This window comes from Actinosynnema sp. CA-299493, from assembly GCF_050946825.1.
Lineage (GTDB): Bacteria > Actinomycetota > Actinomycetes > Mycobacteriales > Pseudonocardiaceae > Actinosynnema.
Genome location: NZ_CP191993.1, coordinates 8,925,268 through 8,940,409 on the forward strand (window position 1 = coordinate 8,925,268; position 15,142 = coordinate 8,940,409).

General features: G+C 73.3%; 15 protein-coding genes. 3 read left to right on the top strand and 12 right to left on the bottom strand.

Annotated features, from left to right (window positions below; genetic code table 11):
- Positions 1–13: 13 nt before the first annotated feature.
- The 12 genes from ACQPYE_RS38520 to ACQPYE_RS38575 form a co-directional block, all read right to left on the bottom strand.
- Positions 14–595, bottom strand: a complete 582-nt coding sequence (locus ACQPYE_RS38520) for a hypothetical protein (protein WP_498718018.1) — start codon at positions 593–595, stop codon at positions 14–16.
- Positions 592–1,227, bottom strand: coding sequence for a hypothetical protein (locus ACQPYE_RS38525; protein WP_498718019.1), 636 nt, complete (start codon positions 1,225–1,227; stop codon positions 592–594). The genes ACQPYE_RS38520 and ACQPYE_RS38525 overlap by 4 nt, the downstream gene beginning before the upstream one ends.
- Positions 1,228–1,244: 17 nt before the next feature.
- A complete protein-coding gene (locus ACQPYE_RS38530) occupies positions 1,245–1,646 on the bottom strand; it encodes a hypothetical protein (protein WP_498718021.1) in 402 nt (133 codons plus the stop codon).
- Positions 1,643–2,803: a hypothetical protein gene (locus ACQPYE_RS38535; protein WP_498718022.1), complete on the bottom strand. Its 1,161-nt coding sequence runs from the start codon at positions 2,801–2,803 to the stop codon at positions 1,643–1,645. The genes ACQPYE_RS38530 and ACQPYE_RS38535 overlap by 4 nt, the downstream gene beginning before the upstream one ends.
- The gene (gene hemB / locus ACQPYE_RS38540; RefSeq protein ID WP_498718023.1) at positions 2,800–3,777 is read right to left on the bottom strand and encodes a porphobilinogen synthase; all 978 of its coding nucleotides are present in this window, start codon (positions 3,775–3,777) and stop codon (positions 2,800–2,802) included. Before hemB ends, ACQPYE_RS38535 begins: the two co-directional genes overlap by 4 nt.
- Before the next feature lie 273 nt (positions 3,778–4,050).
- Positions 4,051–5,583: a bifunctional uroporphyrinogen-III C-methyltransferase/uroporphyrinogen-III synthase gene (locus ACQPYE_RS38545; RefSeq protein WP_498718024.1), complete on the bottom strand. Its 1,533-nt coding sequence runs from the start codon at positions 5,581–5,583 to the stop codon at positions 4,051–4,053.
- Between the two features lie 14 nt (positions 5,584–5,597).
- Positions 5,598–6,560 (bottom strand): hydroxymethylbilane synthase, encoded by a 963-nt coding sequence (hemC, locus tag ACQPYE_RS38550; protein ID WP_498718025.1) that lies wholly within the window; start codon positions 6,558–6,560, stop codon positions 5,598–5,600.
- Positions 6,557–7,879 carry a glutamyl-tRNA reductase gene (locus ACQPYE_RS38555; protein ID WP_498718026.1) on the bottom strand — a complete coding sequence of 441 codons (1,323 nt, stop codon included), beginning with the start codon at positions 7,877–7,879 and terminating at the stop codon, positions 6,557–6,559. The genes hemC and ACQPYE_RS38555 overlap by 4 nt, the downstream gene beginning before the upstream one ends.
- A 34-nt stretch (positions 7,880–7,913) precedes the next feature.
- On the bottom strand, positions 7,914–8,702 hold the full coding sequence (locus tag ACQPYE_RS38560) for a redox-sensing transcriptional repressor Rex (protein WP_498718028.1): 789 nt from the start codon (positions 8,700–8,702) through the stop codon (positions 7,914–7,916).
- A 138-nt stretch (positions 8,703–8,840) separates the two neighbouring features.
- A complete protein-coding gene (locus tag ACQPYE_RS38565) occupies positions 8,841–10,343 on the bottom strand; it encodes a molybdopterin-dependent oxidoreductase (protein ID WP_498718029.1) in 1,503 nt (500 codons plus the stop codon).
- 59 nt (positions 10,344–10,402) lie between these two features.
- Positions 10,403–10,639 carry a glutaredoxin family protein gene (locus ACQPYE_RS38570; protein WP_201437781.1) on the bottom strand — a complete coding sequence of 79 codons (237 nt, stop codon included), beginning with the start codon at positions 10,637–10,639 and terminating at the stop codon, positions 10,403–10,405.
- Between the two features lie 5 nt (positions 10,640–10,644).
- Positions 10,645–12,132: an AMP-binding protein gene (locus ACQPYE_RS38575; RefSeq protein WP_498718030.1), complete on the bottom strand. Its 1,488-nt coding sequence runs from the start codon at positions 12,130–12,132 to the stop codon at positions 10,645–10,647.
- Positions 12,133–12,303: 171 nt separating this feature from the next.
- Here ACQPYE_RS38575 and ACQPYE_RS38580 point away from each other — a divergent pair, with 171 nt between their 5' ends.
- The 3 genes from ACQPYE_RS38580 (at position 12,304) to ACQPYE_RS38590 (ending at position 15,081) form a co-directional block, all read left to right on the top strand.
- Positions 12,304–12,957 (top strand): sigma-70 family RNA polymerase sigma factor, encoded by a 654-nt coding sequence (locus ACQPYE_RS38580; protein WP_201437783.1) that lies wholly within the window; start codon positions 12,304–12,306, stop codon positions 12,955–12,957.
- 102 nt (positions 12,958–13,059) lie between these two features.
- Positions 13,060–14,154: a DUF5667 domain-containing protein gene (locus tag ACQPYE_RS38585; protein ID WP_498718031.1), complete on the top strand. Its 1,095-nt coding sequence runs from the start codon at positions 13,060–13,062 to the stop codon at positions 14,152–14,154.
- 39 nt (positions 14,155–14,193) lie between these two features.
- A complete protein-coding gene (locus tag ACQPYE_RS38590; RefSeq protein WP_498718032.1) occupies positions 14,194–15,081 on the top strand; it encodes an HAD family hydrolase in 888 nt (295 codons plus the stop codon).
- Positions 15,082–15,142: the final 61 nt, after the last annotated feature.

Here is a 15,142-nt window from a genome sequence, read left to right on the forward strand (position 1 = left end):
TCGGTCCCCCTCGTCAGTTCCCCGAGAAGTACTGCCGCGTGCCGGGCAGGAAGCCGAACACCGACGCGGCGGCGGGCAGCGCCAGCCGCAGCACGATCACCACCCAGTCGACCGGACCGGTGTCGCCGTCGCGGGCCGCCACGATCGCGGCGGCCAGGGCGAGGACGCCGATGACCAGCGCGCCACCGCACAGGCCGAGCCGCGCGTGGTAGTTGCCGCCGAGGAGCAGGACCGCGCCCCAGCCGCACGCGATGGCCAGGCACGCGCTGGTGAACAACGCCATGATCGGCCCGAAACCGGTGACCGCGCCGTCCTCGGCGAGCGTGCGGGCGAGCGAACCGACCGGCCAGGAGAGGGCGGTCAGGAGCCAGAGGACGAAGGAGACGACGACGGCGGTGGGACGGGACCGCGCGGTGGTGTGCTGGTCGACGTCGCGCATCCGGCCGGGGTAGGGCGACGGGGGTTGGTAGGGCGACGGGGGTTGGTAGGGCGACGGGGAGTGGTAGGGCGACGGGTAGGGCTGTTGCGGGCCCGCCGGCGGGTACTCGACGGGCTGGACGGGCTGGTGGTGGGGGTCGAACGGCGGCTGGGTCATCTCGTGGCCGCCCTGGTGTAGGCGTTCGACGCGGGCAGGTACATCGACACGAAGCCGAGCGCGCAGACGCCGAGGAACACCCACGACCACGCCACGCCGACCACCCAGTCCACGTACGTCTCACCGGAGGCGAACATCAGCATCGCGACCAGCCCGAAGGCCGCGCCGGGCAGGCCGAGGACGGTGAGCAGCACGCGCGCCCAGTTCCGGCCCGAGCGGAGCTTGGCCGCGGCGATCACGAACGGCACGGACAGCACCGCGAACCCGAGCGCGAACAGGACCGGTGTCAGCCGCGCGGCCACCTCCGCCTCGCCCCGGGTCAGCGGGTCGGCCTGGAGCGGCGCGTCCGGTTGGACCGCAGGGGCGCGCGCGAGGTCGTCGGCCAGGCCGTCGATCCCGGTGTAGAACAGGCCGGGCAGCGCGAGCACCACCAGCACCGCGCCCGCGATCCAGCACCACGAGGCGACGGTGGCCGTGACGGGGCGGCGTGGCGCGTACTCGCCCGCGCCCACCGGAGGCATGGGCGCGGGCAGCTGGAAGCCGGGCGGCAGGGGCGCGTTCGACGGCCCCCGGCCCGGCAGGTCCACGTGGTGGAAGGGCGAGGTGAACGGATCCGGATCCGGTTCGGGCATGGGGTTCTCCGCAGGGGTCAGTGCTGCTTCACCCACTGTGCCGTACCCGGCAGCCAGGTGACCGCCAAACCGACGGCGATCAGCAGCAACGTCACCAGGTTCACGGCACTGGCGCCCGGCAGCACGATCCACAGCACGTGCAGCACGGCCACGCCGGTGAGCACACCGCGTGACCACCGCCTGCCCCGCTTCAGCAGCCACCCGAACAGGCCGTAGCCGATCGTGAAGGCCACCGCGACGACGGTCAGCTGCGCCAGCAGCCCCGGCACGTCGGCCGGGTCGTCGCCGGCGCGGACGGCGGCCTCTTCGAACTCGGCCCGGCGCAGCCACAGCACGGCGTTCTCCAGCAGCAGGAACACGCCGAGGGCCAGCCACACCGCGACCGCGCCGCGCACCACCGCGGGCGGCTGCCCGGTCATCCGGCTCGCTTCACCGAGTCGAAGTAGGCCTTCGAGGCGGGCAGGTACAGGGTCACCACGGCGGCGGCCACGACCAGCACGACCAGAAGACCGACCAGCGTGAGACCGATCAGGTAGTAGATACACACAATCGCGCCGAGCACCGTAAGGGTGATCCGCGCCCAGTTGCGGCCTGCGCGAACCTTGAGCCCGAAGAACACCATCAGCGCAGCCAGCACTACACCGATGACCACTGAGATCATCAGGATCGCAGAGGTCAAGGTCTCTACCTGATCCAGCTGTTCTGCCGTGAAACCCTCGGCTCCACGTGCCGCCTTGCGCGCTTCTTCGAGCAACGTGTCGCGACTGAGCAGTACCAGCACCGACGACACGACGAGCAGGACCGCACTGGCCAGCCAGAGGAAGAACGACAGGCGGACTTCCTTCGGCTCCGGCACGGCGGGCCGCTGCGCGCCGTAGCCGGCCAGCTCCGACTCGCTCAACGGCGGCGGAGCCGGGGTGTAGGGCTGCTGCTGGTACGGCTGCTGCGGCTGGTACGGCTGCTGCGGAGGTCGGTTGTCAGGGTCCTGTGGGGTGGTCACGCCTGCAGACGCTAGGGCCCGGCCGAGGCCGTTGTCCACCGTGACAGGCGGTGGCTGCGCACCTGTGACCTGCGACCTCGGGTGGTGGGGAGGGGCTGGGCGGGTGATGAAGTAGCCCGACGCGGACCGCTGGTACATCAGCACCAGGGCGGTCGCCTCGACGAGCATCGTGACCACGCCGACCAGCGCCGGGACGCCGGAGTCGGCGATGACCAGCCGCAGGACGCCCAGGAGGAGCGCGAGGCCGGCGATGATCGTGAGCAGGACCCGCGCCCAGTTGCGGCCGGCGGCCATCCGGTTCGCCAGCAGCGCGTAGACCAGGACCACGGCGGACGCGAGCACCAGGCCGAACAGGATGCCGCCGGTCGCGGCGGCGTCGACCTCGTCCTGGCTCAGCGTCGGCTGCAGCACGCGCAGCTCGCGGATCAGCATCTGCCGGTCGCCCAGCTGCACCATGAACCGGACCATGCCGATCACGGCGCTGAGGATGAACAGCCAGCGCGCGAGGTCGACCGGCTTGGGAGGCGTCGGCTTGGGAGGCTTGGCGGGCTTGCGTGCGTTCAGCGCGCTGGTCATTCCCGGTCCAGCCAGGCGGCGGCTTCGACCGCCCAGTAGGTGAGGACGATGTCCGCGCCGGCGCGGCGGATCGACGTCAGCATCTCCAGCACGGTCCGCTCGCGGTCGATCCAACCGTTGCGGGACGCGGCCTCGACCATCGCGTACTCCCCGGAGATCTGGTACGCGGCGACGGGGACGTCGGAGATCTCCGAGACGGCCTTGAGGATGTCGAGGTAGGGCAGCGCGGGCTTGACCATGACCATGTCGGCGCCCTCGGCGAGGTCGAGCGCGACCTCGCGGAGCGCTTCCCTGGCGTTGGCCGGGTCCTGCTGGTAGGTCTTGCGGTCGCCTTGGAGCTGGGACTCGACGGCATCGCGGAACGGGCCGTAGAGGGCGGACGAGTACTTGGCGCTGTAGGCGAGGACGCCGGTGTCGGTGTGGCCGGCCTCGTCGAGGGCGGCGCGGATGAACCCGATCTGGCCGTCCATCATGCCGCTGGGTCCGACGACGTGCGCGCCCGCCTCGGACTGGGCGACGGCCATCTCGCCGTAGACCTCCAGGGTGGCGTCGTTGTCCACGGCGCCGTCGGGGGTGAGGACGCCGCAGTGGCCGTGGTCGGTGAACTCGTCCAGGCAGCAGTCCGACATGAGGACGGTCGAGTCGCCGAGCTCGTGGCGGAGGTCGCGCAGGGCGGCGTTGAGGATGCCGTCCGGGTCGGTCGCGCCGGAGCCGACGGCGTCGCGCTCGGCGGGGACGCCGAACAGCATGATCCCGCCGACACCCGCCTGGACCGCTTCCACGGCGGCTTTGCGCAGCGACTCGCGGGTGTGCTGGACAACGCCCGGCATGCTCTGGATCCCGGTCGGCGCGGTCGCGCCTTCCTTGACGAACATGGGCAGGACCAGCTGCCGCGGGCGCACGGTGGTCTCGCTGACCAGGCGGCGCATGGCCGGCGTGGTGCGCAGGCGGCGGGGGCGGTGGGATGGGAACACGGCGGCACTTCCCTGGTGGTCGGTCTGCTTTGTCGGTGCCCTGTGGTTCGGTATGTGCAAGGGGTGCTGCGGGTCGGGGTACGCCTGTTCCGGGCTGAGGCCGGCTCGATTGGACATGGGGCCCTTACGAGCACCCCAGGCAGGCCGCAGCCGGCAGGCCCGGCGGGGAAGAGCGTCCCGCCAAGCCTGCCGGCTCCGACCAGCCTAAGGCACTCGAACCCATGTCAAATCGGGCCTCGTCGGCCCCGGCTGTGTCGTCGGGGACCGGGTGGGTCAGGAACGGCGCAGGCGCTTGGTCTTGCGAGGGGGTGGCAGGGCGCCTTCGGCCCGCAGGCGTGCGGCGTGCTGGGCGAGGGCGTCGACCAGGGCGGGGACGTTGGCGTCCTCTGGTTGGACGTCCACGCGGAGGCCGAACTCGCGTGCCGTTTCCGCGGTCTGCGGGCCGATGCACGCGACCAGGGTGCGGGCGTGCGGCTTGCCCGCGATGCCCACCAGGTTGCGGACGGTCGAGGACGAGGTGAAGCAGACCGCGTCGAAGCCGCCCGACTTGATCATCTCGCGGGTGTCCGCGGGCGGCGGGGCGGCGCGGACCGTGCGGTAGGCCGTGACGTCGTCGATCTCCCAGCCGCGATCGCGCAGGCCGGCCGCCAGGGTTTCGGTGGCGATGTCCGCTCGCGGCAGCAGGACCCGGTCCACCGGGTCCAGTATGTCGTCGTACGGCGGGAAGTCGGCCAGCAGCCCTTCCGAGGACTGCTCGCCGGAGGGGACCAGTTCCGGGATGATGCCGAAGCTGCGGACCTTGGCGGCCGTGCTCTCGCCGACGCAGGCGATCTTCACGCCGGAGAACGCGCGGGCGTCCAGGCCGAACTCGCGGAACTTCTCCCAGACGGCCCGGACGGCGTTGGTCGAGGTGAAGACGACCCACTGGTAGCGGCCGTCGACCAGGCCCTTCACCGAGCGCTCCATCTGGGCGGGGCTGCGCGGTGGCTCGACGGAGATGGTCGGGACCTCGACCGGGATCGCGCCGTGGGAGTGCAGCCGGTCGCTCATCGCGCCCGCCTGTTCCTTGGTGCGCGGGACGAGGACCCGCCAGCCGTAGAGCGCGCGGGACTCCCACCAGGAGAGCTTCGGCCGGCCGGCCACGGCCGCGCCGACGGTGACGACCAGCGGGCCGCCCAGGTCGCCGGCGTCGGCGGCCAGGGAGGCGAGCGTGGTGTCCACGGTGCGCTGGCCGAAGCCGGTGCCGTCGCAGGTCACCGCGACCGGGGTCTGCGGGGCCAGGCCGTTCTCGACGAGCGACGACGCGGCCTCGGCCAGGTGGCCGCCGGTGGCGTGCAGGACGAGCGTTCCCGGCGCGGCGGCCAGGCCGGACCAGTCGGTCACGCCCCGGACGTCGGCCTCGGTGTGGACGGCGCCCAGTGCGACGCCGGCGTAGGCGGGCACGGCGGTGCCGGCGGGGACGCCGGGCACCACGTCGAAGGCGATCGTGGTCTTGGAGACGGCTTGCGCCTCCTTCACCACCGAGTCCAGGGTCAGCGGGTCACCGGCTACGAGGCGGACCACGGCGAGGCCGTTCTTCGCCTCGGCGACCAGGTCCTTCGCGACGTCGGCGGGATCGCCCACGGCGGGTCGCACCTCGACGCCGTCGGGTACCAGCGCCACCACCTCGGCCGGGACGTCCGGGTCCGTGACCACGAGCTCCGCCTTGTGGAGCAGGTCGCGGGCCCGGACCGTGAGCAGCCCGGTGTCGCCCGGACCTGAGCCGACGAACGCGACTCGGCCGGGGGTCTTGCGTGCGCGGGTCATCAGGGCACTCCCCATCAACTACGCCCCGCCGGCGACGCGGTGGCGTGGCCGGAGAGGTCGAGCAACTCGGCGGCCAGCGCGCGGCCGAGTTCCTCTGCTGCGGTCAAGTCACCGGTGGCGGACGCACGGAGGAGGTAGCCGTCCTCCGTCGCCATGACCCCGCGCAGGGACAGGCGGAGGACGACTCGCGTCGTTCCGTCCGCGTCGCCCGCGTCTTCGGCGAGGTCTTCCACCACATCGGCCAGTGCGCCGACCGGCGCGCTGCAACCTGCCTCGAGCGCGGCCAGGAGGGCACGCTCGGCGGCGACAGCGGCCCTGCTGGCCGAATCGTCCAAAGTGGACTGGAGTAGGTGTTCGGCGTCGACGTCGTCGACCCGGCACTCCACTGCGAGGGCGCCCTGTGCGGGCGCGGGGAGCATCTGGATGGGCTCCAAGGTCTCGGTGATCTCGGCCGTGCGGCCGAGGCGGGCGATGCCGGCGCGGGCGAGCACGACGGCGTCCAGCTCGCCGTCCGCCACCTTGCGGATGCGGGTGTCGACGTTGCCGCGGAGAGCGACGACCTCGATGCCCAGTCCGAGGGCGTTGAGCTGCGCGGCGCGGCGGGGTGAGCCGGTGCCCACCTTCGCGCCGGTCGGCAGTTCGCCGAGGGTCAGGCCGTCGCGGGCGACCAGCGCGTCGCGCGGGTCCTCCCGCAGCGGGACGGCGGCCAGCGACAGGCGCGGGTCGGGCGCCGTGGGCAGGTCCTTGTAGGAGTGCACGGCGACGTCGATCTCGCCGTTCGCGAGCGCGTCGCGCAGCGCCGAGGTGAACACCCCGATGCCGATCTCGGCGATGGGTGCGGACGAGCGGTCACCGGGCGTGGAGATCGTGACGATCTCCACGGTCGCGCCCGCGTCGCGCAGCGCGTCGGCCACGTGGCCGGTCTGCGCGAGCGCGAGGGCGCTGCCGCGGGTGCCGATCCTCAGGGTGCGGTTCACCGCTTCTCACCTTTGGGTTGCGTCGAATGGGGGGTGCTGACGGCGGACGGCGCCTGCGGGTCGAGCCCGAACAGCTCGCGCAGCGCCTCGGCGTAACCGGCGCCACCGGGCGCGGCGGCCAGCTCCTTCACCCGCACGGTGGGGGTGTGCAGGAGCTTGTCCACCACCCGGCGCACGGTCTTGGCCAGCTCGTCGCGGACCGGTGCGGGCAGCTCGGGCAGCCGCGAGTCCAGCCGCAGGAGCTCGGCGTCCACGACCTCGGCGGCCCGCTTGCGCAGCGCCGTCACGGTGGGCGTGACCCCGGCCGAGCGCTGTCCGGCCAGGTAGGCGCGGACCTCCTCGGCCACGATCTCCGCCGCGCGCAGCGTGCCCTGCCCGGTCGGGGCGTCGGACAGCCTGCGCTGGAGGGTCTCCAGGTCGACCACGCGGACGCCGTCGAGCAGCGCCGCCGCCGGGTCGACGTCCTTGGGCAGGCCGAGGTCGCAGACGACCAGCGGCCGGTCCGGCGCGCGGTCGCCGATGTGCTCGGCGCCGACGACCGTGCCGACGGAGCCGGTGCACGCGAACAGCACGTCGGCCTCGGCGACCTCGGCGGCGAGGGTGTCCAGGCCGGTCGAGGTGGCGTTCACGCCGTCCGCGCGCAGGGCCGTGGCCAGGCGTTCGCCGTTGGCGGGCGTCCGGTTGGCGATCACGACCCCGCCGATGCCGGCTCGGCGCAGGTGGGCGGCGGCCAGGCCGCCCATGGAGCCCGCGCCGACGATGAGCGCCTTGCGCCCTTCGAGGCCGTCGAGGGCCGCCGCGGCGTCCGCGAGGGCTTCGGAGACGACGGACGCGCCGGCGTGGTCGATGTCGGTCTCGGTGTGCACGCGCTTGCCGACCCGCAGGGCGTGCTGGATCAGCTCGTGCAGGGTGCGGCCGACCACGCCCTGCTCGTCGGCGGCGTTGTAGGAGGTGCGCAGCTGGCCCAGGATCTGGGCCTCGCCGACCACCATCGAGTCGAGGCCGCCGGCCACCGAGAACAGGTGTTCGACGGCGGCGGCGGAGTAGTGCACGTACAGGTGCTCGAACAGGTCGGCGGGCTCGGCCCCGGCCTGGCGGGCGAGCACCTCGACGACCTCGTTCATGCCGCCGTGGAACGTCTCGACGACCGCGTACACCTCGACCCGGTTGCAGGTCGACAGCAGCACGGCCTCGGACACGCTCGGCGCCGCCAGCAGCTGGTCGAGGACCTTGCCGCGGTCGGCGTCGGCGACCGCGACGCGCTCCAGCACGGGAACCGGGGTGGTCCGGTGGGAAAGACCGACGACGAGCACGCTCATGCGCGCACCACCGATCGGCTCGCTACCCGCACGATCACGGGCGAATCACCACCCCGTCCACACCGATGCCGTTGACGACGTCACCGGCGGCCTCGTCAGCCCGTCGCGCGACGTGGAACGACAGGATCTGCATCTCGACCGCCAGGTCGACCTTGCGCACTTCGACGTAGTCCGGCACTTGGAGCACGACGGGTGCGAAGTTCAGGATGCACTGGACTCCGGCGGATACCAAACGGTCGCAGACGGCCTGAGCTGCCTGCGGGGGTGTCGCGATGACCCCGATCGAGACCTCGCGCTCCGCGCAGACGGACGTGATGTCGTCGATGTGGTTGACGGGTATGCCGCCTACCGGCACTCCCGTCAGGTCCGGGTCGATGTCGAACAGCGCGGCGACCGGGAAGCCGCGGCTGGGGAAGCCGCCGTAGTTGGCCAGCGCGTGACCAAGATTACCGATGCCGACGACCGCCACCGAGTGCTTGCGGGTGAGGCCGAGGATGCGCTCGATGTGGCTCACGAGCACCTCGACGTCGTAGCCGACGCCGCGCGTGCCGTACGAGCCGACGTAGGAGAGGTCCTTGCGGAGCTTGGCCGAGTTGACCCCCGCCGCGCCCGCGAGCTCCTCGCTGGAGATGGTCGTCACGCCCTGCTCGACCATGCCCGAGAGCACGCGGAGGTAGACCGCGAGCCGCGCCACCGCCGCCTCGGGGATCGCGCGCGCCCGCTCCCGGACGTCGGCGGGCGCTTCGGGGCCGGTCTCCCCCGGGCGGGTCACGACACCGTCACCCTCGCCCCGCTGAGCCGCCACGCTGGAACTCCTCGACATCCGTCGCACTGACCCGCCGGGTATCGCCACCAGCGGAGTGATGCACCCACCGTACCGCTTGTGAACGCATGCACAAAGTCGGCGACCGGACCCCGGACCAACGCGGACGCGCGGCTCCACCTTGGGGTGAACTCCCGGTCACCGGACCGTGAAGAAGACGGAGTGCCAGCCGGTCGCGCCGTCGGGGATCGGGGCGAGGCGGGTCTGGGGCTGGGTGAAGCCCGACTTGTCGGTGGCGCGTGACTCGATGGTGTGACCGCCGGACGGCAGGTCGAGCTCCACCCGCCACATGCGCCACGTCGAGCCGTTCACCTCGTCGGACAGCGCGGCGGTCCGCCACGGGCCGTTGTCGACCCGCACCTCGACCCGCTGGACGCCGGTGGGCTGGGCCCACGCCACGCCGGTGGCGACGACCCGGCCGGAGACCGTGGACCGGCCCGCCGGGCGGTCGACCCGGGACATCACCTTGACCGGCGCCTTCGCCGCCCACGCGCGGTCCAGCCAGTAGCCGCGCCTGGCCTCGAACGTGGTCAGCTCCAGGTCGACGACCCACTTCGTGGCCGAGACGTAGCCGTAGAGGCCGGGCACGACCAGGCGGGCCGGGAAGCCGTGCTCCAGCGGCAGCGGCTCGCCGTTCATGCCCAGGGCGATGAGCGCGCCGCGGTCCTCCTCCATGACCACGTCGACCGGCGAGCCCGCCGTCCAGCCGTCGGCACTGGTGGAGAACAGCTGGTCGGCGCCCCGCCGGACGCCCGCCTCCAGCAGCACGTCGCGCAGCGGCACGCCGACGAAGTTCGCGGTGGAGACGTAGTGCCCGCCGACCTCGTTGGACACGCAGACCATGGTGATCGTGCGCTCGACCAGGTCACGGCGGCGCAGGTCGTCGTAGCGGAGGGTGAGCTCGCGGTCGACCAGGCCGTGCACGCGCAGCACCCAGTCCTCGGCGCGCACGCGCGGCACGCTCAGCGCGGTGTCGATGCGGTAGAAGTCGGCGTTCGGCGTGATGAAGGCGGGGGTGCCCTCGGCGGCGAAGTCCGCGCCCGGCGGGACGGGAGGCGCGGGCGAGGCCGGTTCGAGCGCGCCCACGGCCCGTCGCGACGCCTCGACGTCCACCCGGTCGCCCGCGAACCGGCCGACCAGGGCGGCGAGACCGGCGACCGCCGCCGTCGCGCCCGAGGCGACGAGGAACGCGCGCCTGCCCTCGGCGGGGTCGGCCGGGTCGAGCGCCTTGGCGTGCAGCCACCGGAAGACCGCGACACCGGCGGCCAGGGCCGCGACGGGCGCGAGGACGCCGAGCTGTCCCAGGTCGGGCCGGTACAGCACGGCGCCGACGCCGAGCAGGCCCAGGACGACGGCCAGGACCGTGCCCGGCCGCGGCGAGCGGCGGGACAGCAGGCCCGCGACGACGGCCGCGACCAGCAGGACCACCGCCATGCCGAGCCGCAGCACGAGCTTGTCGTAGGTGCCGAACGCCTGGATCGCGAAGTCCTTCAGCGCGCTCGGCGTGAGGTCGATCGCGGTGTTGCCCACCGCGAGGAACGGCGAGGCCGACGGCCCGACCACGCCCGCGACGAGGTGCCCGGCCGCGAGCGCGGCGGCCACGCCGAGGATTCCGATGAGGGCGGCGGTCGCACGTGTCACGAGGTGATTCGACACCCTCGGCGGCCCGGTCCGGCGATTCCGTAAGCGGTCGGTAATCGTCAGCGCAGGGCGGCGCGCAACCGGTCCTCCTCGACCGACCAGTACCCGTGCTCCTCGCCGTCGACCAGGATCACCGGCACCCGGTCGCCGTACTCGGCGCGCAGCTCGCGGTCGGCGTCGACGTCCCGCACGTCCCAGGGCACGCCCAGCTCGCCGCAGATCCGCTCCAGGTCGGCCCGGGCCTGCTCGCAGGCGTGGCAGTCGACCCGGCTCATCAAGGTGACGTGGTGGCTCACGGCGTTCAGGCTAGGGGTAGCCGCAGCCGGGCCCGCGCGAGCTTGCCGGTCGGCGAGTGCGGCAGCGCGTCGGCGAACTCGACCACGGTCGGCACCTTGAACTTCGCCAGCCGACCGGCGCAGTGGTCCTTCACCGCGTCCTCAGTGAGCTCCGCGCCCGCGGCGGGCACCACGACGACCTTCACCGACTCGCCGGTCCGCTCGTCCGGCACGCCGACCGCCGCCGCCTCGGCCACGCCGGCCAGCTCGGCCAGCACCTGCTCGACCTCGTGCGGGTAGACGTTGAAGCCGTTGACGATGATCAGGTCGCCCGCCCGGTCGACCAGGTGCAGGTCGCCGTCGGCGTCGAGGTAGCCGACGTCGCCGGTGCGGAACCAGCCCTCGGCGTCGGGCCCGTGCGCGCGGTCCGGCCAGTAGCCGCTGAACAGGTTGTCGCCCTTGGCCGCGACCAGGCCGGTGCCGGGCTCGTCCTCGTCCTGGTCGAGCGGCCGGCCGTCGGAGTCGACCAGCCGGACCAGCACGCCGGGCAGCGCGCGGCCGACCGACCCCGCCTTGGGCGCGCCGCCGGCCAGGGTGGTGGTCAGCACGGGACCGGTCTCGGTCAGGCCGTAGCCCTCGTAGACGGGCAGGCCGACGGCGGCGCGCACGGCGTCGAGCAGGCCGGCCGCCAGGGGCGCCGCGCCGGAGGTGAACAGGCGGACGGTGGCCAGGTCCTCGCGGAGCCGTTCGACGGGCTCGGCCAGGATCGCCGCGTACATCGGCGGCACGCCGACCACCGTGGTCACCCGGTGCTCGCGGATCGCGGTCAACGCCTGGTCCGGGTCGAACCGCTCCAGCAACACGGCCGTCGCGCCCGCGCCCGCCACCTGGAGCAGGCCCGGGCCCAGGCCGTAGACGTGGAACAGCGGCAGCGCCAGCAGCACCCGGTCGCCCGCCGTCACCGGCGCGGGGCGCAGGGACGCGCACTGCGCGACGTTGGCCAGCAGCGCCCGGTGCGACAGCATCGCGCCGCGCGGCGAGCCGGACGTGCCGGAGGTGTAGCCGAGCACGGCCAGGTCCTCGCCCGAGCCGATCGCGGGGAACTCCTCGCCCGGCTCCATCGACGGCGCGGGCAGCACCTCGACGTCCACGCCGCCGGCGTCGCCGACGAGCAGCTTCGCGCCGCTGTCGTCGACCAGTCGCCGCAACTCGCGCGCCGGCTGGCCGGGTCCGGCGGGCACCAGCACGCCGCCCGCCCGCAGCACGCCGAAGACGGCGACGCAGAAGGGGGCGCCGGTGGGCAGCCGCACGACCACCCGGTCACCCGGCCGCACGCCCGCCCGGACGAGCCGGTGCGCCTCGCCGTCGACGGCGGCGTCGAACTCGGCCCAGGTGTGGCTGGTCGCGGTCGTCCGGTCGCCGTGGGTCGTGACATCCACCAGCGCGGCGTGCTTGGGTCCACGGTGCGCGGAGGCGCGAACCAGGTCGGCGATGTTGCTTGCGGATGCGGTCAACGTGACCTCCTGGTGAACCACAGCGGACCTCAGCGCAGTCTGTCACGGCCGGGCGGCGTCACGCAGTGCCTCCACCCGCGTCGCGGATTCGAGACCACTTGCCGCTACCTACTACGGAGTAACAAGACGTATGCTGCCGGCACGGCGACTCTGTGGAGGTGCCGCGAGCCGATGACCGCAAGGGCACGCGAGAACTCCGTCCGAACCATCCGGACGCTCCGCTCGAAGTGGAGTGCGGGAGGGCAGTCCAGCACGATCGAGAGCGTGGAGAGCAACGCGGCCGAAGAGCCGTGGAACCTGGTCCGCGCCGCTCAGGGCGGCGACACGGACGCGTTCGGCGCGCTGTACGACCGGTACGTCGACGTGGTCTACCGCTACGTGCTCTTCCGGGTCGGTGACCGCACCCTGGCCGAGGACGTGACCAGCGAGACGTTCCTCCGCGCGCTGCGCAGCATCGGGTCCATCAGCTACCAGGGCCGGGACGTGGGCGCGTGGTTCGTCACGATCGCGCGGAACATCGTCTTCGACCACGTGAAGTCCAGCCGCTACCGACTGGAGATCACGACGGCCGAGCTGGCGGACAACCGCGAGGTCACGGACGGTCCCGAGCAGGAAGTGCTGACCGACGCGACCAACGCCGAACTGCTCCGCTGTGTCGCCCAACTGGGTGACGACCAGCGCGAATGCATCACCCTCCGCTTCATCCAGGGCTTGTCCGTGGCGGAAACGGCGGCGAGGATGGGACGCAATGAGGGCGCCATCAAGGCCTTGCAGCACCGGGCGGTGCGCCGGTTGGCCCAACTGCTGCCCACCTGGCTGCGGTGAGATCACCGTCGCACCTCCCGGCGTGCGCGTAACCCCGGGACCTCCCGGTTCGTTGTCCGGGGCAGGAGCGCTCAAGACGTGCGGGATGGTTGGCCAAGCGGGATGGTAGGCAAAGGGGTCACGCCGCTGCGGCGGCACAGGCAGCGCGAGCGGTTCGCCCGCGCGGTCGAAGCGCACCCCGGGTCCGCGCCGCCCGAGGACGACGAGCTCGCCGAGGAGCTGGCGGTGGTCGCCCTGCTGCGGGAAGCCGCAGTCACGGTGGGGCCCGACGAGGCCGCCAAGGCGCGCATGCGGGCACGGGTGCTGGGCGCGGCCGAGGCGCCGCCGACCAAGCTCGACCGGCCCGTCCGGGAACGCCGCACCGGCGCGCGCGGACGATTAGCGGTGGCCCTCGCCGCGGCGCTGTGCCTGTTGTTCTCGCTGGCCGGGATGAGCCTGCTGCTCAGCCGGGACGCGTTGCCGGGCGACGCGCTGTACGGCGTCAAGCGCACCGCCGAGTCGGCTTCGCTCGGCCTCACCTTCGGCGAGGAGTCGAAGGGCTACAAGCGCCTGGAGTTCGCCGCCGCGCGCGTCGCCGAGATCGAGACCCTGGTCGACCGGTACCGCGAGTCCGGCGGCGGACCGCTCGGCGGCTACCTGACCGCGTTGACGGACTTCGACGCCGACGCGGCGGCCGGTTCCCGGGTGCTGACCGCGCTCGGGTCGAGCGCGGACCGACGCGTCCTCGAAGGGCTGCGCGACTGGGCCGACTCGCAGGCCACCCGGCTGACCGGGCTGCGCGCGTCGCTGCCCGCCGAGGCCGCCGACCGCGCGGGCACGTCGCTGGACCTGCTCGACCGGATCGCCGACCGCGCGTCCGCGCTGCACGCCAGGGCCGACTGCGCGGCCGTGACGTCGGGGCAGGTCGACCAGGTCGGGCCGGTGCCCGCCGAGGACGAGTGCGCGGCGCGACCCGTCGACCCCGGCGTCCCGCCGAGCGACTCGCCGTCCGCGCCGCCGACCACCACCAGCACCGCCGCCGTCGCCCCCACCACGCCCGGCTACGCACCGGGCGGCACGAGCACACCGGGCGGCGGCGTGCCGGGCACCACGGCTCCCCCGGCGCCACCCGCGCCGACCACCACGACCCCCGGACCACTGCTCCCGCTGCCCACGTTGACCCTCCCGTCGCTGCCGCTGCCCGGCCTCGGCGGCTGATCGCTACCCTGTCCCCATCGGACCGCGGGAGGCGCTGACGTGGTGAAAAGGCGTGTGGTGGAGGGCTCGGCGGAACGGGAGCGGCGTGCCGCGCTGGCCGGCGAGGCCTCGGCCGAGGCCGCGACCACGGTCGGGCCGTCCGGGAGCGCGCCCACCGACCTCACCGCCGCCGCCTTCTTCGACGTCGACAACACGATGATGATGGGCGCGTCGATCTTCCACTTCGCCCGGGGTCTCGCCGCCCGCAAGTACTTCAAGAACTCGGACCTGGCCGGGTTCGCGTGGCAGCAGCTCAAGTTCCGGGTCGGCGGCCGGGAGGACCCGCAGAGCGTGGCGGCGTCCCGTGAGCAGGCGCTCTCGTTCGTGGCCGGCCGGTCGGTGGCGGAGCTGATCTCGCTCGGCGAGGAGATCTACGACGAGCTGATGGCGGACCGGATCTGGGCGGGCACCCAGGCGTTGGCGCAGATGCACCTGGACGCCGGGCAGCGGGTGTGGCTGGTCACCGCGACGCCGGTGGAGCTGGCGCAGATCATCGCCCGGCGGTTGGGCCTGACCGGCGCGCTGGGCACGGTGTCGGAGAACACCGACGGCATCTACACCGGACGGCTGGTCGGCGACCTGCTGCACGGCCGGGCGAAGGCGCACGCGGTGCGGGCGCTGGCCGCGAAGGAGGGCCTGGACCTGCGCCGGTGCACGGCGTACTCGGACTCGGTGAACGACGTGCCGATGCTGTCGGTGGTCGGCACGGCGGTCGCGGTGAACCCGGACTCCGGCCTGCGCGAGACGGCGCGCAAGCGCGGCTGGGAGATCCGCGACTTCCGCACCGGCCGCAAGGCGGCGAAGATCGGCGTCCCGTCCGTCCTCGGCGCCGGCGCCCTGGCCGGCGCCGTGGCCGCCACCCTGGCCTACCGCCGCCGCGTCCGCTGACGCCCGCGAGTTGTCCACAGACCCGCTCCGACCGACCGCGACCGTCGGTCCACGCCGGCAA

What these genes read in the sequence shown, in the direction of transcription:
- ACQPYE_RS38520 (WP_498718018.1), bottom strand. Translation starts at nt 595, where the DNA reads ATGACCCAGCCGCCGTTCGACCCCCACCACCAGCCCGTCCAGCCCGTC.
- ACQPYE_RS38525 (WP_498718019.1), bottom strand. Translation starts at nt 1,227, where the DNA reads ATGCCCGAACCGGATCCGGATCCGTTCACCTCGCCCTTCCACCACGTG.
- ACQPYE_RS38530 (WP_498718021.1), bottom strand. Translation starts at nt 1,646, where the DNA reads ATGACCGGGCAGCCGCCCGCGGTGGTGCGCGGCGCGGTCGCGGTGTGG.
- ACQPYE_RS38535 (WP_498718022.1), bottom strand. Translation starts at nt 2,803, where the DNA reads ATGACCAGCGCGCTGAACGCACGCAAGCCCGCCAAGCCTCCCAAGCCG.
- ACQPYE_RS38545 (WP_498718024.1), bottom strand. Translation starts at nt 5,583, where the DNA reads ATGACCCGCGCACGCAAGACCCCCGGCCGAGTCGCGTTCGTCGGCTCA.
- ACQPYE_RS38555 (WP_498718026.1), bottom strand. Translation starts at nt 7,879, where the DNA reads ATGAGCGTGCTCGTCGTCGGTCTTTCCCACCGGACCACCCCGGTTCCC.
- ACQPYE_RS38560 (WP_498718028.1), bottom strand. Translation starts at nt 8,702, where the DNA reads ATGTCGAGGAGTTCCAGCGTGGCGGCTCAGCGGGGCGAGGGTGACGGT.
- ACQPYE_RS38580 (WP_201437783.1), top strand. Translation starts at nt 12,304, where the DNA reads ATGACCGCAAGGGCACGCGAGAACTCCGTCCGAACCATCCGGACGCTC.
- ACQPYE_RS38585 (WP_498718031.1), top strand. Translation starts at nt 13,060, where the DNA reads ATGGTAGGCAAAGGGGTCACGCCGCTGCGGCGGCACAGGCAGCGCGAG.